25 protein-coding genes are annotated in these 23,160 nt (G+C 40.2%); 9 read left to right on the forward strand and 16 right to left on the reverse strand.

The features are described from left to right. Positions 1-52: 52 nt before the first annotated feature. The 7 genes from MYF79_RS00145 to MYF79_RS00175 all read right to left on the reverse strand — a co-directional run bounded on the left by MYF79_RS00145 (position 53) and on the right by MYF79_RS00175 (position 8,434). Positions 53-190: a hypothetical protein gene (locus tag MYF79_RS00145; protein ID WP_247811971.1), complete on the reverse strand. Its 138-nt coding sequence runs from the start codon at positions 188-190 to the stop codon at positions 53-55. A gap of 595 nt (positions 191-785) precedes the next feature. Then, entirely contained in the window at positions 786-1,070 is a 285-nt protein-coding gene (locus MYF79_RS00150) for a hypothetical protein (RefSeq protein WP_247811972.1), read from the reverse strand. Between the two features lie 19 nt (positions 1,071-1,089). Then, positions 1,090-1,581: a TlpA family protein disulfide reductase gene (locus MYF79_RS00155; RefSeq protein WP_247811973.1), complete on the reverse strand. Its 492-nt coding sequence runs from the start codon at positions 1,579-1,581 to the stop codon at positions 1,090-1,092. Beyond that, the gene (locus MYF79_RS00160) at positions 1,581-4,691 is read right to left on the reverse strand and encodes an NAD(P)-binding protein (RefSeq protein WP_247811974.1); all 3,111 of its coding nucleotides are present in this window, start codon (positions 4,689-4,691) and stop codon (positions 1,581-1,583) included. The genes MYF79_RS00155 and MYF79_RS00160 overlap by 1 nt, the downstream gene beginning before the upstream one ends. Before the next feature lie 103 nt (positions 4,692-4,794). Continuing rightward, positions 4,795-5,826 carry a hypothetical protein gene (locus tag MYF79_RS00165; protein WP_247811975.1) on the reverse strand — a complete coding sequence of 344 codons (1,032 nt, stop codon included), beginning with the start codon at positions 5,824-5,826 and terminating at the stop codon, positions 4,795-4,797. 707 nt (positions 5,827-6,533) lie between these two features. After that, positions 6,534-7,754 carry an IS256 family transposase gene (locus MYF79_RS00170; RefSeq protein WP_247811976.1) on the reverse strand — a complete coding sequence of 407 codons (1,221 nt, stop codon included), beginning with the start codon at positions 7,752-7,754 and terminating at the stop codon, positions 6,534-6,536. A 209-nt stretch (positions 7,755-7,963) separates the two neighbouring features. After that, entirely contained in the window at positions 7,964-8,434 is a 471-nt protein-coding gene (locus tag MYF79_RS00175) for a hypothetical protein (protein WP_247811977.1), read from the reverse strand. A gap of 1,625 nt (positions 8,435-10,059) precedes the next feature. On the opposite strand from MYF79_RS00175, the gene MYF79_RS00180 reads away from it, so the two are divergent. The 4 genes from MYF79_RS00180 (at position 10,060) to MYF79_RS00195 (ending at position 12,547) form a co-directional block, all read left to right on the forward strand. Beyond that, positions 10,060-10,458: a hypothetical protein gene (locus tag MYF79_RS00180; protein ID WP_247811978.1), complete on the forward strand. Its 399-nt coding sequence runs from the start codon at positions 10,060-10,062 to the stop codon at positions 10,456-10,458. A gap of 6 nt (positions 10,459-10,464) precedes the next feature. Then, positions 10,465-10,851 (forward strand): helix-turn-helix domain-containing protein, encoded by a 387-nt coding sequence (locus tag MYF79_RS00185; protein WP_247811979.1) that lies wholly within the window; start codon positions 10,465-10,467, stop codon positions 10,849-10,851. Further along, entirely contained in the window at positions 10,838-11,314 is a 477-nt protein-coding gene (locus MYF79_RS00190) for a hypothetical protein (RefSeq protein WP_247811980.1), read from the forward strand. Before MYF79_RS00185 ends, MYF79_RS00190 begins: the two co-directional genes overlap by 14 nt. A 309-nt stretch (positions 11,315-11,623) precedes the next feature. Next, entirely contained in the window at positions 11,624-12,547 is a 924-nt protein-coding gene (locus MYF79_RS00195; protein WP_247811981.1) for a hypothetical protein, read from the forward strand. Between the two features lie 82 nt (positions 12,548-12,629). Here the strand turns inward: MYF79_RS00195 and MYF79_RS00200 are convergent, their stop codons facing one another. After that, positions 12,630-13,004, reverse strand: a complete 375-nt coding sequence (locus MYF79_RS00200; RefSeq protein WP_247811982.1) for a hypothetical protein — start codon at positions 13,002-13,004, stop codon at positions 12,630-12,632. Between the two features lie 65 nt (positions 13,005-13,069). Further along, positions 13,070-13,639: a hypothetical protein gene (locus MYF79_RS00205; protein WP_247811983.1), complete on the reverse strand. Its 570-nt coding sequence runs from the start codon at positions 13,637-13,639 to the stop codon at positions 13,070-13,072. A gap of 353 nt (positions 13,640-13,992) precedes the next feature. On the opposite strand from MYF79_RS00205, the gene tnpA reads away from it, so the two are divergent. The 3 genes from tnpA (at position 13,993) to tnpC (ending at position 16,540) form a co-directional block, all read left to right on the forward strand. Further along, the gene (gene tnpA / locus MYF79_RS00210; RefSeq protein ID WP_247810394.1) at positions 13,993-14,307 is read left to right on the forward strand and encodes an IS66 family insertion sequence element accessory protein TnpA; all 315 of its coding nucleotides are present in this window, start codon (positions 13,993-13,995) and stop codon (positions 14,305-14,307) included. After that, positions 14,304-14,648 (forward strand): IS66 family insertion sequence element accessory protein TnpB, encoded by a 345-nt coding sequence (tnpB, locus tag MYF79_RS00215; protein ID WP_247810393.1) that lies wholly within the window; start codon positions 14,304-14,306, stop codon positions 14,646-14,648. Before tnpA ends, tnpB begins: the two co-directional genes overlap by 4 nt. Positions 14,649-14,740: 92 nt before the next feature. Further along, on the forward strand, positions 14,741-16,540 hold the full coding sequence (gene tnpC, locus MYF79_RS00220; protein ID WP_247810392.1) for an IS66 family transposase: 1,800 nt from the start codon (positions 14,741-14,743) through the stop codon (positions 16,538-16,540). An 11-nt stretch (positions 16,541-16,551) separates the two neighbouring features. Here tnpC and MYF79_RS00225 read toward each other — a convergent pair whose 3' ends face one another. From MYF79_RS00225 to MYF79_RS00235, 3 genes are all read right to left on the reverse strand, one after another. Beyond that, on the reverse strand, positions 16,552-16,905 hold the full coding sequence (locus tag MYF79_RS00225) for a hypothetical protein (RefSeq protein ID WP_247810391.1): 354 nt from the start codon (positions 16,903-16,905) through the stop codon (positions 16,552-16,554). Between the two features lie 63 nt (positions 16,906-16,968). Then, positions 16,969-17,298 (reverse strand): LytTR family DNA-binding domain-containing protein, encoded by a 330-nt coding sequence (locus tag MYF79_RS00230; protein ID WP_247811984.1) that lies wholly within the window; start codon positions 17,296-17,298, stop codon positions 16,969-16,971. Beyond that, positions 17,288-17,497, reverse strand: a complete 210-nt coding sequence (locus MYF79_RS00235; RefSeq protein ID WP_247811985.1) for a hypothetical protein — start codon at positions 17,495-17,497, stop codon at positions 17,288-17,290. The genes MYF79_RS00230 and MYF79_RS00235 overlap by 11 nt, the downstream gene beginning before the upstream one ends. A 314-nt stretch (positions 17,498-17,811) precedes the next feature. Between MYF79_RS00235 and MYF79_RS00240 the strand changes: the two genes are divergently transcribed. Continuing rightward, positions 17,812-18,228: a hypothetical protein gene (locus tag MYF79_RS00240; RefSeq protein WP_247809347.1), complete on the forward strand. Its 417-nt coding sequence runs from the start codon at positions 17,812-17,814 to the stop codon at positions 18,226-18,228. Positions 18,229-18,251: 23 nt separating this feature from the next. Continuing rightward, on the forward strand, positions 18,252-19,163 hold the full coding sequence (locus tag MYF79_RS00245; RefSeq protein WP_247809346.1) for an IS3 family transposase: 912 nt from the start codon (positions 18,252-18,254) through the stop codon (positions 19,161-19,163). Between the two features lie 451 nt (positions 19,164-19,614). On the opposite strand, the gene MYF79_RS00250 is transcribed toward MYF79_RS00245, so the two are convergent. From MYF79_RS00250 to MYF79_RS00265, 4 genes are all read right to left on the reverse strand, one after another. Then, complete coding sequence (locus MYF79_RS00250) at positions 19,615-19,791, reverse strand: hypothetical protein (RefSeq protein WP_247811986.1); 177 nt, start codon at positions 19,789-19,791, stop codon at positions 19,615-19,617. Positions 19,792-20,021: 230 nt separating this feature from the next. Continuing rightward, entirely contained in the window at positions 20,022-20,639 is a 618-nt protein-coding gene (locus MYF79_RS00255) for a hypothetical protein (RefSeq protein ID WP_247811987.1), read from the reverse strand. Then, entirely contained in the window at positions 20,626-21,411 is a 786-nt protein-coding gene (locus MYF79_RS00260) for a hypothetical protein (RefSeq protein WP_247811988.1), read from the reverse strand. The genes MYF79_RS00255 and MYF79_RS00260 overlap by 14 nt, the downstream gene beginning before the upstream one ends. Positions 21,412-21,449: 38 nt before the next feature. Beyond that, entirely contained in the window at positions 21,450-22,361 is a 912-nt protein-coding gene (locus MYF79_RS00265; RefSeq protein ID WP_247811989.1) for a hypothetical protein, read from the reverse strand. Positions 22,362-23,160: the final 799 nt, after the last annotated feature.

Here is a 23,160-nt window from a genome sequence, read left to right on the forward strand (position 1 = left end):
TTAAATAATACATCTTCCACAAAAAGTATGGAAGGCCTGCCTTCGGCAGGAATTAAGTTTTGTCAAAGCGGGTGGTCAAGATACCGTTCTGCTGGTCAGCATCTCCGGAATACACACCGGAAAATGATAAATCAATAGCTAGTCGTGTTATAGCCCTGGTGGGCTCGGAGAATTGTAGTTGTAGTTTCATAAAAATGTTTTAAATCATAAACTGACGTTACCAGCTACGCAACTGGTATCTAATCCTCAAGTAACAACTCGCATTGCAAAAAACGTCTGATGTTTGATTTAAAACATCATTCACCGAATAATTTAAAGAATGTTCGGTCTTCATTCTGATGCACGAAGATAAAATAAAGTGAAAATAAAAAACAAAAAACAATAAAAAATTGATTGGGCCAGTTAAACGCAATCCAAAATATCGATTGCATAGAGGAAATGAAAATGCATGAAGATAATACCTTTCATCTCTATGTGGTGCCCTACTATACTGGGTTATACAGTTTACTGCTGATTCATTGATGGCTGTACACCAATTCCATTACCATATTAGGAAGCGTATATTCATTAACTGTACCATTCTGCACTTCATCACAAGCTGCATCATTCTTTACTACAACATGTTTTGAGATAACCACTACAAATATCTCGACAGTACGAACACGTGGATCATCCACTATTACTTTAAGAAATATCGCGAATACAAGTTTACATACACAATACAGGAGGCGTCCTGCATTGTTGTCACATCTTGCATAACGACTATATTCTAAACACAGATCCAACTACATCACTAAGCGTTTACCAAGTTCAATACCTAAAGGAGTAAGCGAGTATATCTTCATTGGCGTACCATCAGGGTTGGTATATTCATGGCTGGAATGTACCATATAACTATCCCGTTCCAGTAAGTTCAGGAAATGATTAAAGAGATTTATACCATCAGGGTTATTCGCTTCTTCTTCCTCTGTGAAGAAAAAGCCTTTTACTTCATTATACGGTGCGGGATTATAAGCTTTTCTTTCCCAGAATTCCAACAAAATATCAGAAGGATCAGTGAATAGTTTCATAAGAACAATGCGCTATATATTAAGAGTTTATTACCTTCTTCAACGAATCCACCCCCACGCTTCCAATCACTATCTGCTTAAACTCCTTCTTCTTATCATAAACTACCAGATATGGGAAGCCAGGTGCTTTGTAATAAGTAACAAAAAAGCCTTTTATATCCTTCCCAATTGTCACGTTCTTATATTGATCCAGCTTAAACAGCGTATCATACATCTGGATTTCCTTAAAGTCCGCCATAGTAGCCATATAAAAACGTACATCTTTTAACTCACTCATCCGCTTGGTGATATCCCTTGTCAGAGCCTGGCAATAAGGACAATCAGGGCCAAAGAAGAACAACACTATGGGTTTGCCTTTGGGAATATTGGCAGTATTTAATTTGACAGTCGTATCCAATAACTGGATGTTAAAAGACGGTAGGTCTTTATCAATTCCTGGAGGCAAAGCGCGGTTATATTTCGTACAACTGGCTATTCCGGCTAGTATCAAGACTAACAATAACGATCTCATTACGATTGTATTTTATTATTGGCTGCCTTCCAGATATAATCCAGCAGTAGCAATCCAAAGGAGAAAAATATTAATATCGGTAACATCTGGAAGCGTAATGCGATCTGGGAAGCGAATACGCTGAATCCAAAATTTATAATCCAAAGGCCGAAGGCAAGTAACAAGCCTATTGATAAGGTCCTGTTGTATTTGATGCCGTGTAGTATCACAAAGCCTACCAGGCTGAATAGGAACACCACATTCATTACGCCTACAAGGATAGGATAAAAGCTGAGTACTGTAACCTTCAGGTCTTTAAAATGCATCTTCAGCTTCCTGGATTCAAAGCCAAACCACATTTGCCCAATTGGGGCTATACTGTCTTTACCCATGTTGTACGTATCCAGGAACTCTACCGGTGGAGCATAGTACTTCATGGTGTTGGGTATTAAATAATACTGGGCAAACGTAGTAGGATATTGCTTGATCAGGTATGCACCGTATTCCGCATAAAGAGGGCCTACGGTTGCCCATTTCTTTAGTATATGTGCAGTTGAATCCTTTTTAAACTGACGATGCATATATTGCTGCAGGGGTGATTTCGGGTCCCACATGTACCAGGTGTTGCCAATTAGCATCTCCTGCTGATGCATAAAGATGTTCCTGGTAGTATCAAAATATGTGCGTACCATTTTATCCAGCTGCTTGAACTTAGCCGGCATCGGCGGTGGAGGTTGGTCCTGTACAAAACGGTAGGCATACAAGGCGTTATTAGCCATCTGCCAACCACTGAAAGGCGAGAACTGGCGTATACCTGTTAAGCGATCATACTGGTTACTGGTATGCCACACAAACCCTGCTATGAGAATGATACTAGACAAAATGCCTACCACCTTCTGCTTCCAGGGCTGCCGGCTGATAATAAATGCCAGTCCGGCGACAATTGGGTAGAATAGGGCATTATATCTTACTGTAAAGGCAAGGAGAATAACTACCGCATGTAAAATGATCAATGTCTTGTTTGGTCTGTGGAGGATCCAGAGTAAAAGGGTAAACCATATCAGGCTCAGGCTCAAAAACAAGGCATCGCTGGATACATAATTTGCCATGTACAGGAACACGGGGTTAAATACCATAAAGGCATAGAGCACTCCGAATGCAACTTTTCCGGGTTTGTAGAAGTAGGCAAGGGTAAATACAAGTGACAGTGCACTGGCTTGTAACAGTAAATATTGAAATCCCACCAATGCTGTGTCAGATATTGTCAGTGTACTGAAGAAACGCAGGAATTTCGAATAGCCAATCGGATAAGTATTGATACTAAAATTCCCATAAGCAGATTCGAGATATACATAAGAATCTCCATCAATAAACCCTGCGGATGGATATAGATGTTTGAAGATGAAGAACTGCACAAGGACGGCTAAACCAGCAAACCAAACCAACGCTTTATTCCAGGGCAAATCCCAGAGGAATTCTTTGAAGGAAGGAACACGCTTAGGCGCTGCAGCTAAAGGCGCCGCATCTGCGGATTTTTCCTCGTGATATTCCTGTTCGGTATTAATAGCCCAGATATTATCTTTTGTAGTGATTCCTTCTATGATATTATCTACCGCTACCATGGCAGTCAACATGGAGTGGTCCGCATTATTGTACTTATGCATGCCATTTCGGCCTACCAGGAATAAGTTTTCCAACTGATCAGTATAAGCCCTTACCTTGTCAAAATGGGCATAAGCACCGAAATAAGCCGGGTAAGTCTTTTCAACTCTCAGCACAGTGCTATCCAGCACATTCTCTGATGTAGCCAGGCCGATCTTTTCCAGTTCTCTAATGGCTAAAGCTGCGATTTCCGTATCAGGTAATTTCCAGAAATCATCTGTTTCATTACAGAAGAATTCCATCCCTACCCAGGCGGTATCCGGGTCTTTAACCATATAGGGGCTCCAGTTGTTGAATAACTGCAACCTTCCCACCTTTACATCTTTCTCTTGTATATAGATCCAGGTATCTTCCAGTTTCAAGGGCTTCCATTCCCCGGTATGTTTATCCAGGAAAGAAAGCTTACGGAGCAGAATGCCCACGGTAATAAAGTCCCTATATTGCAATTTGGAGGCGATATCTTTAACCGGCTCAGGCACCTCTCCTACTATTCCTCCGATTAACTCTTTTACCGGCATAGTGCTGAAGAAATAATCCCCTGTAAGGGACAATTCTTCACCGGTTTGGTTATTGACAGCAGTAACAGCCGTTACTTTATTATTGTCGGTATATATATGCTTTACATCATGATGCATGTAAATAATGCCCCCCATTTCCTGCACCTGGCGGGCAACTTCTTCCCATAATTGACCAGGTCCTAGCTTGGGATAAAAGAATTGTTCTATCAGGCTGGTTTCCGTATCCTTCTGCGCTACATCCACCGTTGATTTTTTCTTCTTTTTACTGAGTTCCTGCACGGCATGTTCTATTGCCTTGCGAATGCTTACACCTTTGATACGTTGTGCGCCCCACTCTGCGGGGATTTCATCACAGGGAACTCCCCACACTTTTTCCGTATAATCCTTGAAAAAGAGATGGTATAAAGCTTTCCCAAAGCGGTTGATCATAAAATCAGCCAGGCTCTTTTCGGGCTTGCGAGGGAACAACTGTGCCCAGAGGTAAGAGAACAGGATAGCAATGGTCCTGCCTATTCCTAATTTTTTGAGTGTATCTATAGATAAAGTAATCGGATAAGTAAAGAAGCGGCGCAAGAAGTAAATCCTGGACAAGCGCTTACGTACCAGCATCACCTTGTCAGGATCATTGCTTTTTAGGTTCTCAGGCAGGTCCTTTCTATTGATATCCCGGGACTTGTTCTGATACCTGATCTTAAAAGACTCTTCACTACCCGCCTGCAAAGGCAGAATATTTAACCACCAATGCATTACCCGGTCGGATTTGGAAAAGAATCGGTGCCCGCCAATATCCATGCGGTTACCTTTATAATTAATGGTCTTTGAGATACCACCTATATCTCCGCTTTTTTCTAATATGATGGGGATAATGTCAGTGCGTTGTAACATCTCATAAGCGGCAGTCAATCCTGCGGGGCCCGCTCCTATGATAATGGCATTTCTTTTAGATTCCATAATATGGCATTGAATAATTGTAAAACAGGGCGCCTCAAGGGTCGTGGTTAACTATTCTAAAATACCACAGTATGCGTTCTGAATTGTTAGGAGAAAGCGGAAATTATACCGCCGGGTCAACGACTGGTTCAACATCCTCCTCTTTTGCAGGCTTGGATTCCTGGAAGCTTTGCCCGATCACAAATTCCAGCAATAAACCGGCAAATACGAGGGTGAAGATGAATGGGAAAGCCTGATACCTCAGCACAATCGGTGATGCAAAAACACTAAATGCCAGGTTACTGAGCCATATCAGCAGCATGATCCATAATACTGTCCGGTAATAAGGACTAACTTTTGAAAAACCGCCAAGGACAACAAAACCAATAAATCCAAAAAAGAATATGACGTTGATCATGGCTAGTAAGAGCGGGAATATAGCAGTGAGAATAATGATCTTGTTTTTAGAGAAGTGATGCACCTTGTTCGACTTATAACCAAACCAATTCACTGCGCCAGGATCGACAGTGTCACTTCCCATATTGTATATGCCTAAAAACTCTGTAGGTGGGGAATAATAGTTTATAAAATTAGGCCAGATATAATATCGGAGGAATGCACCGGGATGTTGCCTGATCAGCCAGGAACCATACTGTCCATAAAAATTTGACACAGATGCCCAACGCTTGAGGTAGGGAGTCGTGCTGTCTCTTTTGTATTTATCAAACAAATACAGCTTTAAAGGAGCTTTATCGTCCCATAAATAGTAGATGCCCAGTTCCTGATCCGGTCGCTGCTTCAACCGGTTGAGCGAATCCATGTGCTTTATGGTAATAGTGTGAATTCTTGCGAATTGTTTTGGGACAGGTTCCCTGTTAGTGGGCGGAACATGCGCATACATAAACAAGGCATTACTTCCCATTTGCCAGCCACCAAAAGGGGAAAATGTGGCCACACCCAATCTCTCTTTAAATGTAAGCGTTGTGTAAAGCAAGAACCAGCCAACAGGAATAACAACAATAGCTAATCTCAACAACTTCTCCTTAATAGCTCCCTTCGCCAGTAACACTACCAGGATGCTTACAATGGGATAATACAAGGCATTGTAACGCACGGAGAATACAAAGCCCAGCACCAGGGCCTGGAAGACAAACATCTTAATAGTGGGGCGGTATAATATCCAAAACAGGCTTGTTATCCATAACAGGCTGAATGTCGCAAACAAAGCATCGCTTGATACAAAGTTAGCAATGTACAGCCAGAGTGGATTTAAGACAAGAAAGACAAATAACACTCTCATTGTCCATTTGCCAGGCTGCAACAAGTATTTTATAGAGAATAAAAAAAAGAGTATAGCCAGCTGCAACAAAACATATTGGACAATAACCAGTCCCGTGTCCGAACGATTAAATACACTAATTAAGCGAAGGAATTTGGAGTAGCCAACCGGCCACATGTTTATATTTACATTGTTATATGCGGCGTCGATGTAAGAGTATGAATCCGGTAAAAAATTAGGGAAGGGATAGAGCTTTATTATAACAAATAATAATATTCCAGCCATTAGTACGGATAGCATTAAACAAATCCTACTTTCTTTGTCATCCCAGATGTTTTTGAAAAAATCAGCAGGAAGTAAAGGGGCTCTAGGTGTCATATAACGTAGGTTAACATAAAAGACTAACGCGCACAATATAACTAGGAATAACAAATTATAGTTACCAGATAGGGAATATTTGGGTCTGTAAAATAAACTGTGTCAATAATATTTAAGTACTAGCCTCGTTGTTGAATGATATTTTTTCTGTTGCAGTTGGTCTGTGATCCAAAGATGCAAAAAATATCATTCAGTAACGAGGTTTTTTATAGCTTCAATTTTAGCCTATCTGGAAATATAATAGAGAGCTGAGATACGGTGATACTCCAATTCTGCAGTGGTTGCGTCCATTTCTTTTGTATATTCTGAGTCGACAGGTAGATGAGTTTTAGCAACGCCATGTCTGAGGTAAATGCCCCTTTTGTTTTCGTTACTTTACGAATCTGTCGATGAAAGCCTTCTATGGTATTGGTTGTATAGATTAGTTTTCGGATCGCGGACGGATATTTAAAAAATGTACTGAGCTTATCCCAATTACGATTCCAGGATTCAATGACTATAGGATACTTTTTACCCCATTTGCCCTCCAGTTCAACCAACTGTTGCTCTGCTTCATCTTTACTTATTGCTTGGTAAACAGGCTTCAGATCTGCCATAAATGCTTTTTGATCCTTGCTAGCTACATATTTAAGTGAATTTCGGATCTGATGCACGATACAGGTCTGGACTTCTGTATGGGGAAAGACCGTGGCTATTGCTTCTGCGAACCCCTTTAAGTTATCTATGCAGGCAATCAGTATATCACATATACCCCGCTGTTGCAGGTTTGTAAGCACACTCAGCCAGAAATTAGCACCTTCGCTTTCTGAAACATACATACCCAACAAATCTTTACGGCCTTCAGCATTTATTCCCAGAATATTGTAAACGCAGCGATTTATAACACGTCCATCTTCTTTAACCTTGTAGTACATAGCATCAAGCCAAACAATGCAGTAAATGGCTTCTAAAGGCCGGTTCTGCCACTCTTTTACCAGGGGAATAACCTTATCGGTTATAGCAGAAAGCGTAGCAGCAGAAATATCGGTATCATACATGTCTTTTATATGGGCTGAAATATCGCGGAAGCTCATCCCATGCCCATACATGCCAATAATTTTATGCTCAAGACTCTCCGCAAGGATGGTCTCTCGCTTTTTAACAATTTGCGGATCAAACGTCGAGGAACGATCACGGGGTGTTTCAATATTAATGGTACCGTCTGCTGTCTTAAGTCGTTTGGGAGTACGACCATTTTTACGGTTGCCAGCGTCACGTTGCGCATCATCCAGATGCTCATCCAGTTCAGCTTCCATTGCTGCTTCCAGAAACTCTTTCAGTAAGGGCGCAAAGGCGCCATCCTTGCCAAAAAGAGATTTTCCTGAGCGAAATTGCTCTAGGGCCTTTTTCTTGAGGCCGTCATAATCAAATTGATCATTGTTGCTCATAAAAAAAAACTGTGTTAAAGGTCTGAAATAATTTTTAACCTTTGACACAGTCTATTTTACACTCTCGAATATTTAATTGTAATGATTTATCCAAATTGAACTGATACGCTATAACCAATTAAGGGATAAACTACTTTTGTTTTTTTTGGGAAATAGAAATAAGCTGTCGCCTCATTTGAGACGGCTTATTTCTATCAATATGAATTCCATCAATAAGGAATATAGGTCTTGAACCCAATTTCGGGTGTTATCTCTAAAAAGAATAAATCAGCAATAGTCGGTTCGTTTTGCTTTAATACATCTCGCAAATCACCTTTTTTTAAAAGTATTTTATTTCCTACGCTGTCCAGAATCGTATATTTAGAACTGATTAATTCAACTTCAACTCTTGTCATTTCTGGAATGTCTTTATCTATAGTAACTTCACTAAAGGTGTGGCTTTCAAAGTCTAACTGGGATGTCAGGCTTCCGATATACTTCTTTATGTCGGATGTAATAATTTGATTAACGCTGCTTATAGCTTTATTCCTAAAACTCTCTTCAATTACTTTTAAGGATTTTATTGATGAATTGGTTTCAAAAAATTTGTTAACCAACTCAAATATCCCCTTCAAATTATTATTTACTTCATCTTTGTCAATTTTGACTGTTTTTTTTAACGTGACAATCGCCTGATTCATACAATACAAATTTTGTTTGATAAAAAGATATAATTATTACCAGACTCAAAGGTTAATAAGATGTTAATGATATGCTTTTAGGCACAAGGATATTTTATTTGTTGCCTTTCTGCGATGAAGCTAAAGAGAAGATAATAGCGGATGTTAGTGACAACTGATCAAATAAATTTGCTTGGTGGTAAACTATTTTCGGCTTAAATTGAATGGTTTTACAAATTTCAACACTTCTGAGACATTTGGGTACTAGGTGGCTGTAAATTCGATAAAATACTCCATCCACGAAGACTTAAAAAATGTTTAATCACGCATATCCTCCTATCCTAGCAAACTTGGTCAATTACTCCTTCATAAATGGATACTGCAACAGCTTTGGTAAGTTGTGCTTGAAGCCGTCGCTTTGTTCATTGACATAACATTGGATAACCTGCACCAAGTCAAACTGCTTTTACCACTTTGTGCATTGGTTCAGTGCTTTGTTCAGTGCCTGCTTTTGCGTGCCTTTCTTTGAGTTCAAGGAATCCCCGAAGAGCTGTTAAGGTATCCAGATAACTACCCCTGTACCTTGCAGTAGGGGATTTTATTCTTCAGGCGGGGCGCGCGCTTCAGTGCGTCTAAACTATCAATTGCTTTACGACATCGCAGTTGCCTATACTTTCAGCTTCTCTTGAACTTTTTATGCAAGTGATAAAGTCACCCAGTACTTTTCGGTGCTCTTTCTAATGCGCTTGCCTATAGCAAAAAGCTTGCTTTTTATCTCACCAAGATATTTGCTTGGAATGGAGGCATGGAGTCATTTATATAGAGCGCAAGGCAGACGAAATACAGCTGAGCTAAATGCAGAAAAAAGACAAAACTTATCGATCTAAACAAAGGAGAATGTTTTACATTTTTAAGATTCGGTTTTAGGAAAATAGAATCATTGAAGGGAAAACAACGAACAAATTATCGCCCCAAGATGGAAGCGAGGCTTAGTCTAATGAAAAGATACGGGATTTCTTTAAGTGTATTGAATCACAACCATTAACCGGGTTCGGGATATATATCCAATACTGCAGGGCTAGGCTCAATACTGTCGGGTAAAGTATTCCGGTAAAACGGTTTGGTATGTAGAGGATTGGCTGACAAGGAAAATCTGCCGCTATTTGACGAAGGCCAAAAGATGAAAGGTTTCGGTTGAATATCCTAAGCGCGATAGGCGAAAGGACCTTAATAATACATCCCTAGGAAAGCGCAGTGCGCCAAATGTGCATGCCGTGTTTGATGTGACGGGTAGTGGAAGACATGGACTATTGTCTAAATGCGCCACTGCTCGACTCTACCTTGCGAGAAGCAAAGATAACGAACCTCTCTCCTCGGAACCGACTCTAGGAAGTTGTGTTAAAACTATAATATATGCATATGTTGTACATAACCCTGAACCAATCTATAAGTGGCTGGAAAAGTGAAATATACCCAAGAAGTAAAAATATTTTCATTCAAATGTTATAGAAATCTGTCAGGCGCAACAGTAATTATTATAGTTTCTCAGAAAAATGAGGGCAGAGTATCTTTATATTAAAAATTATACTTAATTATTAATGCCTGATAATTTATTTAATTTATTATAAAACTTTTAAAGTTTAGTTGTGACTAAACAAAATAGTAGTATTTTTGAGTTAAGACAAATTGAAGCAATTAAATCAAGACAACACAAGTTTTATGACTTGTCAATTAACGGTGTATTCCAACTTGCTGAATTTGAAAGCAATCTTGAAAACAAGTATCAAGCGGAATTAAGAACGCTGCTTTCGATAATGGATCATTGCTCCAATGGTGGTACACTTCCTAAAGAAAAAATGAGAGATATCACACCTAGAAAACAAACAGTCAAAGAATACGAATTTAAGTCAAAAAATCTTCGAATTTATGCTATACAACAGCCTGGTAGCAAAGTAGTTATTTTCTGTGGATATAAAAATTCACAGGATTCTGACATAAGTCAATTTAGACATCTCAAGAGAAATTTTTTAGACAACCTTAAATAATAGGTTATGGAAAGAAGCGAATTATTACAGTCGAAGGAATATTGGACAGAAAAAATCAAATTGGAGCTTTTCCAAATGGTGACAGATTTTAAGGAGGCTAACAACCTAACGATTGAAGATTTGGCCAGAAAACTGGGTGTTACAAAAGGGTATATTTCTCAGATTTTAAATGGAAATTTTGACCATAAGATAAGCAAACTTGTAGATTTATCATTGGCATGTGATAGGATACCAGTCATAAGATATGAACCTATGGCTCAATATATACAAGATGATGAGCTGGACCTGTGTGATGGACATTATAAGGACAGACCTATAATTGTTTTGGATCTAGGCACTCATCAAACAAGTACGATAAATACCAAAAAGACTTCTTCAGATGCCATCTACTGAAAATATAGTTGACGTAAAATATGGAATTAACTTTGCTAAGACTTTGAGCTTTAGCTATAAGAGTATGGAAGTTTTAGAGCTGCAGGAAATTGATCTTACAAAGCTAAAAGTCAAGTTCGTTAATAAGATTGAAGTCAATAAGAATTTACAAATAATTGAGATCGATTTTGGAACCAACTTCTTTAATGACAAGGATATTGAGTTATTAGAATATTCTCTAAGAATGAATTATCATATTTTGAATTTTGAAGAGGCTGTCGTTTCTAATTCAGATCCCCAGACGTATGAAATTCATGATAGACTGATGCTCCACCTTATGGGGCTAACGATTTCAACAGCAAGAGGAATTTTGATCTCTCACTTAATGAATACAGATTACAAGAATATTTTTATTCCTGTATTCTCTGAATCAGAAATAGAGAAGTTGTTCTTTAGTGGAAAGAAGGAGAAATCTAAAGAATAAATGGGATTTGCGAACTGATAATATTTAGGGATCTATAATAGGATTGGAGTGGGGAATTATTAGGATTACGATTAAGATATGAACCTTTTTTACCTTCTAGCTGAAATAGGTTAGATTTAATGTGACGGCTTGTACAATGTAGCTGAAGCTTGATCTGACGCTAATTTGAATCATTATTTATTTGGAATGCCCTCCCAAAGCTCAAAGGGGATTTCAAAAGAAATAAATGATTCATCGTTCGTATGACGATGTTAGAAGTGTCAGAAGATTTGAAACTGTAACGATAAATAGTTGCGATTACAATTTACAATGAAAAAATTTGAATCCCTAGCAACATTTTTACCTCTCTTGGCAGTCTTAGTATATACTACAGGATTTATAACTTTAACGTCATTTCTGAACTCCAATGGAGTTAGTTACATTCCAGCGCTTGATGGCAAAGTTATCCAAGTGGGATTTCTTTCATTTTTCCTTTTGGCTCCAATTCCGATAATCACATTTCAAAAGATTGATCAACTATCACAAGACGATAAGCCTACAATTGAGAAATTAATTACTCTCGGGTATGAATCTAAAGTCATAATAGCAATATTTTCTGCTTCATGCGTTCAATTACTGTTAGAATCTCCCTGGAAGTATTCCTTTCTATCATGGCTCTATCCTTTAATATTATTCGGCATACTAAAAATAAATAAGAAAGGAACATACACACTTCTAACAATAATCATCTTTACAACGTTCTTTGGCATGCTTTTTTTTGTAACGTTTATACCTTATAACCCCGTAAATACCGTATTTCCCCCCCCTTCTTATTTACATTTATTATTAGTTCATGAATTAATTTTTTTTGGGTGTTTCATATTCCTACTATTCTTAAGCTCAGATAAGGTAGCAAGGGTTCCTCAATATATATCTATTGGTTTATGCTTTGTCGGCGGTTCAATTTTGATTGGTAATCTTTTACTTGAAAAAATAAAATCAGAATATGCAGGAACTCCCCCTCAAAAAGTCACTATGTATTTTAAAGAAGATAGTTATAAAGAAATAAAAAGAACAATCATCAGTAGGGACATTGTGGACAGTTGTGTTACAATAAATTTAATTTTTGAAAATGATAATTTCTATTTTTTCAAGAAAGGAGATACAACTATCAGCTTGCCTAAAGATCTAATATCAGTTGTATTTAGTACTCCGATGAAAGCGGATACTATAAAAAACTTGCCGCCCATGTAAGCTTGCATCGCATTAATGAATAAAACCTGTCAAAGAACTTTAAGTAAAAAACGTCCCGAATGCTACCGGACGTTTCAAATCTTCAAAAAACCGCAACTCCCACCTCGGTCTGATATCCCTGCATATTCCCTGCGGTTACCACCACCCTTCCACCCGGAAAGGCAGGATTCGCAACGGCAGTCCGGTAGGTCCAAACGCCACTACTATTCATCGCAGGGCCTTTTTCAACTTCCTTTCCCTCGGCTGATACGATACTGACTATTACATGATCAACATCTCTTATGATCATATAGATGACGTCGTTGATAGCGCCTCTGTAATAGTCGGTGATCACCATTCTGATATCCGGGAGTTTGTCAGCAGGCTTTCCGTCTGCGACCGGCGGTTGCTCTACCTGTGGTCGTCTCATGATGGAAGCGGCTGAGGGGAATATGGATAAATGCTTAAGAATTTTCATGATACATAAATTTCAATGTGAAAGAAAAAGCACCCCGGCCAATGACCGGGGCGCTGGTTTACGCATTAGGAAATCGTGATTGTCTTCTCGGCTGCGTTACCTGGTAAATCCACCGCAGTAGCAACTACCCTCGTACCGGGCAGTGCTGCATTGGCAGTAGTTACCGTATAAATCCAGAAACGCCTGTCCTTTGCTTTAATGACAGCATCTCCCTGCTCCAATAAAACGCCAGCCTGCGAAAAGATGGCAACTTTTACTGATACCGGGGTAATGACGTCTCTTGCCTTCACAGCGATCAGGTCACCAGCTGTTCCTTTATAGCCACTGATGTCTAAAGCATCAATGACAGGGGGATTCATGGCATCCCGCAAGGCTACGTTATATGCGGTCTGACCACCTTTTGCTGCTTTCTGATACTGTGCTTTAATAGCAGGATCTTTCATTGCATCCTGCGCAAACAACGATGCGGTTATAAATCGCTCGTTTGTTTCCTGCTGTTCTTCAGTCGGCGGTTTGGTACTGGGACCCCGTTTAACAGCGACTACCGTCTTTCCTTTTCTGACACGAAAGTTCATCATATCTCCGACTGTACCGGATACTCCTTTCGTGAATGGGTTTGCTTTTACATATGCCATAGTGATAAGTTTTAGTGATTAAAAATGTTGTTTAATCACAATCATGATCACCAGGTCAAACAGGAGGCGCCCCTCTCCTGTTTTAGGCGCAGCCCTGTTGATCGCGATTGCTGACACAATATTAGCACGATTAACAACGCCATTTCGGCCCATGTGTACCACCTGCAAATCCCTGTATACGAACTGCAAATACGTGAGGACGAACTGCAAAAGTGTGAGGATGGGAATATATCAGCCTTACTAACAAACCCGGAAATGACTGAAAAACTCCTCCCTGTATTCCCGTAAACCAACAACCTGCCCCACATAGGTCATAGGTGTTCTGCCCATTAATTTTGCTGCTAAAAAAAACTATGAGCAGCAAATTAAACAAACCGGTTAAAATGCGTCGCACGGAGAGTGAAATCAGTGGCTTGATGGATATGTTTGATAAGGGAGGAATGAGAGTTAAGGACTTTTGCGAACTTCATAATATAAGCGATGCCACCTTTTACAATTGGCGAAAGAAATATCCACCCATAAAAACAGCTCCTTCAGAAGGATTTATAGAAATCATTTCTTCACTTCCCGCTAGAGATTTACCGGAAGAACGATTATTTGCCAAAGTGGGAGATATTTGTCTTTACCAGCCAGTTGGCCCTGATTATCTCAAATCGTTACTGGCATGAGCAACATAATATTGTTTACAGACCGGTATAGGTATTTTTTATATGGAGGCAGTGCTGATATGCGTAAAAGTTTTGCAGGACTTTGCGGAATCGTGATAAATGAGATGCACATGACTATCACAGATAATGACATATTTGTATTCCTCAACAAAGACAAGACTCACATGAAGATACTCTTGCATGAACACAATGGTTTTACGATGCTGTATCGTAAGTTAGATAAGGGGAGGTTCGATCTTTTGATGCAGGAAGGAGGTAACAACGCAGTTGCATTAAATGCCAGTGACTTATTATCTATTCTTAAAGGATTATCTTTCCATAAGTATCGTCAATACACTTAATCTTTTATTAATCTCAGTGCGCAAATTATTTTTGTTTAACAGTGAAGGTAGATCGAACAAAGATCTGCCTTCGCTGTTATTGGTAGTGTCTGATGAAACAATCTCACGAAACATACAACAAAGCTGCTATCTCTGATGGAAAGGATCAGGTAATTGTACTATTACAGGAGCAAATATTGCTCCTGCAGCAGGATCGTGAGACTACTGATAACTTACTCAGAGAGCAGGACCAATTGATCATCAGACAGCATCAGTATTTATGCGATAAGGATCTGCAACTTGCCAGCTATCAGCAAACAATCCTACAACAAGTCGAACAATTATCTCAGTATGATCAACTGATCACCAACCAGCATAAACAGATATCTACACAGCAGCAACACTTAGACGAACAGAATAAAGAGTTAAGTAAGCTAGATATGCTTCGGCATGAGTTGCGTATAGTAAAGAAATGGATCTATGGGATAAAAAGTGAGAAACGTCATACCAGCAACGAACTCCCCATGTCGGTAGATGTGATACAAGGCAAATTATCCCTGGACGTTGATGACTGGGGTGTATGTCACATAAACAGTAGAAAACTAGTAGCCGCTCATATCAGGACCAGTATTACCATTGCCCCAAAGAAAAGAGGTGGTCGACATGATCTTCCTGAAGGGTTGGAAGAAGAGATTATTGTCCTGGACGTAGAAAATCTGCCTGTTGGCGCCAGACTTTTGCGAATAGAAGAACAGCGGCAGTTGGCTTGTAGTCCGCTACGGTGGTACGTCAAAGTTACCAGGAGACCTGTTTACATAGCTTCTTGTGAAGATGGCTTGTATGCTAAACAGTTCGTAGCTCCGCTACCAAAACATCCTATCCCCAGATGTAAAGTAGACATTAGTGTTCTGGTAATGCTATTGATTGACAAGTTCCTTTATCATATGCCTGTATGGCGACAGCAGAGACGTTTTGTCCAGTATGGGATCACGCTATCTTATAGCACGCTATCCTATTTTACGAATAGGGTCTGCGATATACTGGAACCATTATGGCATTTACTTCTTAAGGAAATATTAAGCAGCAGGCATCTTCATTTTGATGAGAGTTGTTACAAGGTTTTGGATGACACCCGCAAGAAGGGTAAGAAATCACATTTAGGCTGGATGTGGGCAATAATGTCCCCTGTTCAGCGCATAGCTGGTTTTACCTATCAGGAAGGAAGAGGTAAAAAGGATATTGCGAAAATATTGTCAGGGTATCGGGGATACTTGCTGACAGATGGTTATGGGGTGTATACCAGCTATGGTAAACAGCCAGGTGTCATCCATCAACAATGTCTTGTGCATGTGAGAAGATATTTTACGCAAGCCCTGAATTATGACTCCAGCCGTGCGGGATATGCTTTAGATAACTTCTTTAAACCTTTATATGCCATCGAAGCAGCATGTAAAGCATTGAACCTGGATTATGATCAGATCACTGAAAAGAGACAGGCCGAATCCGTTCCGGTACTATTAGCAATGCGTCAGTGGCTGGAACAACAAGCTCCTGGTACTATACCGGGGACTCCGATGCATAAAGCTATTACTTACGCACTTACCCGCTTTGACGCACTGATGATCTATACAACTGATGGAATGTTAGAGGCTGACAACAATTTACTGGAAGCACAAATACGACCACTGGCATTAGGCAGGCATAACCACATGTTTGCGGGTTCTCATCTGGCAGGTAAACGCGCTGCTATTATTTACAGTCTGCTGGCTACTTGCCGTCTACAAGGTGTCAATCCTGTAAAATGGTTGGATGATGTGCTGCGAAGAATTACTGATCACCCTAAAGACAAGTATCTGGAACTTTTGCCCCAGAACTGGAAATCGTCCAACACCACACATAAATCGGCTGTCTGACAGATATCCGATTATATCCCTTGCTTTATTTTGCCGGTAGCGAGATCTATCACTTTTGCACTTTCTGCCTCCGCCTTCTTCCTGTCGCGTTTCTCCTGGGCCCTAATAACAGATTGATCTCTTCTATCAAGTTCTTCATCACTGAGCATGACGACCAAATCGTGAATATCGATCTTGTAAAATTTACAGATCTTCAATGCCATTAAAAAGCTCAGTTCTCTTTGATCCCGTTCTGTTTTCAAGTATGTCGTATAGGAAGTACGCAGGGCCTGTGAAAAAGCGGTGTTGTCGGGTTGATAGATTGCTCTCAATTTAGCCAGCGCCTGGCCTACAGTCAATCTATCGGGCGGGGAGAACGTTAACATAACGGAACTATTTGGTTGTAAACCAAATATCGACAAAATCACGCTAAAATGAAAAACGGAATATCACGAGATATTACTGGTGAAATGTCGATAGTAAAAAGACGGGGCACGTTGGAGGTTTACGTATTCCCGGCCGATGGGTAAGGGATCGCCGACAACCATAGTGACTTCCGCATCAACAAACCTGATATAGTTGATACAAACAATGTATCGCTTGTGTATGCGAATGAACAGATCAGGGGTAGCTTCCTGCCGGAATTGCTGCAGGCTTTTTCTGATTGTAAAGGTACGGCCATCCAGGAGCTTAAGAGATATATAGTTTCTCTGCACAGCCACGTAAACGATCTTCTCTTCCAGGATCATCTCCCGAATAGCATCTTTTTTAAGTATCAAAAACGGGCGGTTCCTCATGCAAATGGATAATAAAATCAGATAAAGCGAAACGGATACGTGTGAAGGCTGAAACAAGCCGGTGTAGCCACATCAGAACACCTTGTATATCCAATAGGAATAAATGAGATAACCGGTATTGATTAGCTGATAAACCGACTACGGTTTTTAATTCGGATACAGGATTTGTTAAGTTTTTCATGTTAGTTATTTTGAGTGTTGAATGCGTCTACTTAGCAGACATGTAATTCATGCATACAAAGTTCATGTAAAGCCATCACTTAAAGATCATTTTGACACCTCCCGTTTTCCCCAATTTTTACACAAAAATGTACTGTTCAGGTTTATATTTCAATGTAACTTTTTACCGTCTTGACACCGCTTTGATACCGCTAATCCTACGTTCATCTTACGTTCACGAACGTAGAATTAACGTAAGATTAGCGGTATCAAAGCGGTATCAAGACGGTATCTGTCAGGTCCTGAAATAGGTTTACACCTTAAAAAGTGTAAAACATGCAAAATTCAAACAATCAGAACAAAGGTGGACGCAAGGGACGCCTGGGACCACAGTTCCAATATGAGCAGTCGTTCATGAACAAAGTCGTAGCCGATTACATGGCCGGAGACCAAAGCATGAGCCAGGTCGCAGCTCGTTATAAGATCACTAAACCACAAATAGCTTATTGGTACTCTCTTTTTTCTTCCGAACTTAGGCAAACGACTTTGGAAAAACCCATAATATCTACGGCCATGACAGAACAGGAAAAAAAGGAGTTTGATGCTTTAAGAAAGCAAAATGAAGAACTCCGTAAAAAGCTGGAACATGCCAATTTAAAGGCATTTGCTTTTCAGACAATGATCGAAGTTGCTGAAGAACAATTTAATATTGAGATCCAAAAAAAGCCTGGTACCAAGCCGTCTGCAGAGTAAAAGAACATTATCCGGACAAGGATTTGGGTAATGTTTGCGGACTGTTTGGTAAAAGCAGACAAGCTTTTTATAAGCGGAAAAACAGCGATCATCAATTTGGCCTGGAAATGGCCATCGTTCTTGACAAAGCGGAGCAAATCAGAGCTTCACAAAAGCGACTGGGCGCCAGAAAACTTCATAGAATGCTTTCACAAACTCTTCAACATCATAAAATTAAATTAGGCAGGGATCGATTTTTCAATCTGTTGGCTGAAAATGGAATGCTTGTCCGTAAAAGAAAACGTAAGAAAATACGGACTACCGATTCTAATCATCCCTTCAAAAAATATCCTAATCTGATTAAAGAGCTGAAGCTTAGTCAGGCTAACCAGGTGTGGGTTAGTGATATTACTTACCTTCCTTTGGTAGGCTCCCGGTTCTGTTATTTGAGCCTGATAACTGATGCTTATTCAAGAAAAATCGTCGGTTATTGCTTACATCCATCACTGGAGGCCGAAGGGCCTATTGAGGCCTTAAAAATGGCTTTATCGGATATAAAGAATCCCATCAAATATAGCCTGATTCACCACTCTGACAGAGGGTCACAATATTGTAGTAAAAACTACATAGAATTACTTAATGATAGTCACGTCGGCATTAGTATGGCCGAGAAGGGCAACCCGTATGAAAATGCCATTGCTGAGCGAGTAAATGGAATATTAAAGTTAGAATTTGGCCTGGACCGGTTATTTAAAAACTATGAAGCCGCGGCTGCTATAGTAGCAGAGACTATCCGCATCTACAATGAACAAAGGCCTCATACAAGCTGCGACTATCTGACTCCGAATCAGGCACATACAAAACAAGGGGAATTAGTAAGGAGATGGCGAACCAAGAAAAAAGATGGTCCAAAATCAGGATTAACAGCAGATACTGTCAACCTGATCCAGGACTAAAATCTAAAGAAAACAACCTTTTTAGGATTATCTTTTAATATTGTAAAATTCAAACGGATTATCTCACCAAAAGTGTAAACCTATACCAGGATAAGACAATCTGAAAGGGAATGTGTCTTAGTAAAGAAAAAACTTTACAGTTTGAGGAATGAGGCGCCCTGGTACTAAAAAAACTTTACAGTTCTTATGATGAGGTTCAGGATTCGCTTTACAGATGATTGTAGATTCATTGTCAACTTTACATCTGTGCAAATTAAGCTTTACACATGCAATACAGGAACGGGAAAAAAATAAATTCTCTTACAGAACGGCGTACTAAAGATAGACCTCATTAACCAGGATCGAATAATACACTGCCATAGGTAAATCTGCTTAAAGCAAGAAAAAGCAGGAACTACAGTATGCCTGGGCCGTAGACAAAGATCGTAAGCAGCGGGGCGCTTATGCTGCATTACGATCTTTGTTTCAGATAGTCCTTAATAGCGCTGTGATACACCGTACTTCCCGGATGCGCTTTATAGCTTGCCTTCCGTACCGGATCATTAATAATCTCCCTGGCGTATGCTACAGCTGCTGCAAATCTGGATTTTTCCTCCAATTGAGCTGCAGATGGAACCACATTGCTCATATCAGGATACTTGGTCAGAAAGGTCTGGCCCTTTCTATTTTTAACTACAAATTCTTCATGTAATACCGCCTTACTAACCTTAACCCGTTAATAAGACGTTTTTTGTTTTTGCCATAAGTAAATATTCAATTAGAAAACAAGATGGTGGGTTTACCCTAATTTCGCCTTGATTAAAGCAGGACCGGGCAAGATTACCCGGTCGTTGTTTCTCTAAATCTAACTTAAACCTACTACTTTCTTTTATCGCGCGATGCTGGTTGAAAAGCAATCAGGTTAAACATCTCACGCATACGGCTTCGTACATGATCACCATAGATCGCCCCCAGTTCTGCGGCATTTAATCGCGTGATGACATGTGTGATCATCCCGTGAGAATGCATCAGATCATACCTCGTGAACAGGATCTGCGACATGAGATTGATCTTATTGCCCCAATAGCTAACCAGGGGTTCAAGACCAAGATCATCGAAGCAATGAACATACGGCATGCGCCTGTATGGATTGAATGCCTTTCTGCTATATTTCAGGATCACGTCACTGCCCATGTCCGCAAACTCAAGGCTTATCTGCACGGAAGATTTAAGGAACGGACGGTGATCAGGCAGACTGAAATTTGACAGGATGCGCATGATCGATGTTTTGCCGCAGCCCACTGGCCCAGTCAAAAGCAGCCCTTTGTGCAGGTCAACTTTCTCCTTTGCCGCAACTTCTCCATCGCGGAGAAAATAAGCGAGCAACTTCATGACAACGGGCCTGTCGATATCATCGATCACGAAATCCCTGCGATACAGGTCACTGCCTTTCTCTTGTACCTGCTGCAGCAGGTAGTGGTAATCAAAAGGGCTCATCGTAACGTTTGTCTTTTGCTGATTCGAGCCCTCCGGTTGTTGATGTGGTATTTGCAATAGCATTGCTTTTTAATGAAGGAATGCGGCTGATCCATTTTTCCGCGGCGGCCTTCCAATCGAGGATAGGCGCACCGCTCATAGTCCAGCCAATGGCTTTGTAATGAAAATAAAACAGCTCAGCTTCTTTGTCTGATTGCGCCGCGGAACGGAAATACGCACATATCTCTTCCAATTCCGGCGCCGCAGGCACAATAATTTTATCTTTACTTTTTTTTTGCGCGCGCGCTGTTTTACTCTCGTTTATAAAATTGTTTATTTGTTTATTATTATAAAAGCGGGGCAAAATAGCTCCCGTATGTGGGTCAGAATTGCTCCCCCCACCTGGATCTTTATTGCTCCACATATGTGGATCATTTTTTTCCGGTACATGTGGAGCAGTTTTGACAGACTGTGGGGCATTTTTTTCCAGTGGGACCATTTTTACCGCACAGGGCAAAAAAGGCTTTTCCGACGGATGATAAGTCAGGAAACCAAAATCATGCAGCCGTTTCAGGCATTGCAGGTATGTGCGAAGCGAACCTATCTTGCTGAGCCGTACCACTAAACTCCGATCCACCATTAGGGTTACCGGAAAATGCGCCAGGTTCCATAAGTGGAACAATGCCATATAGAGGCTAATATCGTTTGCACGTAGTCGTTCATGCTCGTGGACAAGTGTGTAGAATGCGTTGAGGTGGCGGATGAAATTTACGCCGGTATACTGCTTATTCATAGTGGTTATTTGAGTTTTTAATAATGCGGGTTAACATGCTATTTGCTGATCATTTCGAGTTCTAACATTCTCCTGGTGTGGTATATCTCCCATTTCAGCCATTCGCCCAGTACTGCCTTCAGCGATTGCTGGCCGCTCCGATAGGATGTTCCATTTTCAACCAGCTGATGTGCAACTCTCTTTCGCCGTTCAACAAGCCATATGTACCTTTTCCTGTTATCGGTGATGGCACTCGTTTCTGCTCTGAACCGGGATATTAAGTACCGGACATAATCTGCACTGTTGAAATCAATGTACTGCAGCCGGTTGTACAGTCGCCAGACATCGTCATTGCCTTTCTTTACAAACCCCAGTAACTGATTCCCCAACTTTTTAATATAGTTGCGGTTACAGTACGAGAGATCATTCTCATCGGGCGATGAAACCGACATTTCCAGCGGAGCAGTTACAATGCGCTGCAATCGGTCGTCGAGAGAACGGAACCGCGGTGAACTCTTTACTGTCACTAAAGTTTGCATAATGAAATCATGAAACAAAAACCTGCTGTAAGCCGGCATCTTGTAGTCATCGTCCATATACTGGCAGAAATTCTTCTCCAGGAACAGGTGCCAATCGAACAGCAACTTGTGAAGGAACTTAAATAAATGCCGCCCCTCTGGATCAGGATCAAGGTTTTCCATCTGCCTTACTTCAAGTTCCGGAAGCCATTGTATCAATTTGTCCATCAGCGGTACAATGCTGTACTGACAAGACCTTACAGCGATACGAATGGTCTCTTCGTTTGTTGAATTTTTGAGCGATGACAAGAACTCTTGTTCAGGATGTTCAAGTTTCGGATATCGGCCATACATTACCTGGCTGATAAATTTTGAATTGAGAATGGGCGATTTTCTCAATTGCCTTGGAATTTCCTCATTAATGAGGAATGCGAGATGATTTAATATCATCATGTTATTAAATTTTTTGTTAAAAAATAATTACAGCTTCAATGCAGGTAAAGTAGACGCAAATTTTTTGCGCACATACATACATGCGTTGAATTATTTTATTAGTAACGAGGGTGTAAAAAACTGTGACTGGTGGGGTAACTGGTCCTGTGGAATTATAGTAGGACTGGTAGAGATAGTAGAGATAGTAGGGATAGTCGAGGTAGTAGGGCTAGCAGAGAGGAAGTGGCGTTAACAAAAGCATAATTGGAGTTTAAGCCTGAGAGATCAGGTGAGTCGACCAGATCGGTCAACGGCCTTTTTAAATCGAGTTTTGTATGCATAAGACTGATTTGAAATAGGTGTTATTAAAGTTATAACAAAATGCAATTTAGGGAGTTTGTGAATATCATTAATCGAAGTTTTAATATTTTTTTGTTAAAAATATAACCAATACATAATATGTATTATCCGTCTTTCGAGACCAAATATGTTTAGCTACTCCTCACATTATATTTCTGCTTATAAATAAAGGATGTAAATAGACACCCTAGGCACAACGTCTTGTTAGTGCAAAAGCGTAAATAATAATGCAGATCAAAAAGTTTAAACCGTGGAACTTAATAGACGTATAGTTTAAGATCACCGATGTACGACCACCCCTCCAATCTTAGCTCTTGCTGATGCACAACTAATTGTGATTCTTAAAGGGATTGTCCTAAAAACAGTACTTACCGAAAACGATATTGTCGTCAGGAATAATTGGTAATCGCTCCGCTGTTGTTGTTATTGTCCGGTCCAAGTAACTAAATACTCGAACTCT

Source organism: Chitinophaga filiformis (assembly GCF_023100805.1).
Taxonomy (GTDB): Bacteria; Bacteroidota; Bacteroidia; order Chitinophagales; family Chitinophagaceae; genus Chitinophaga; species Chitinophaga filiformis_B.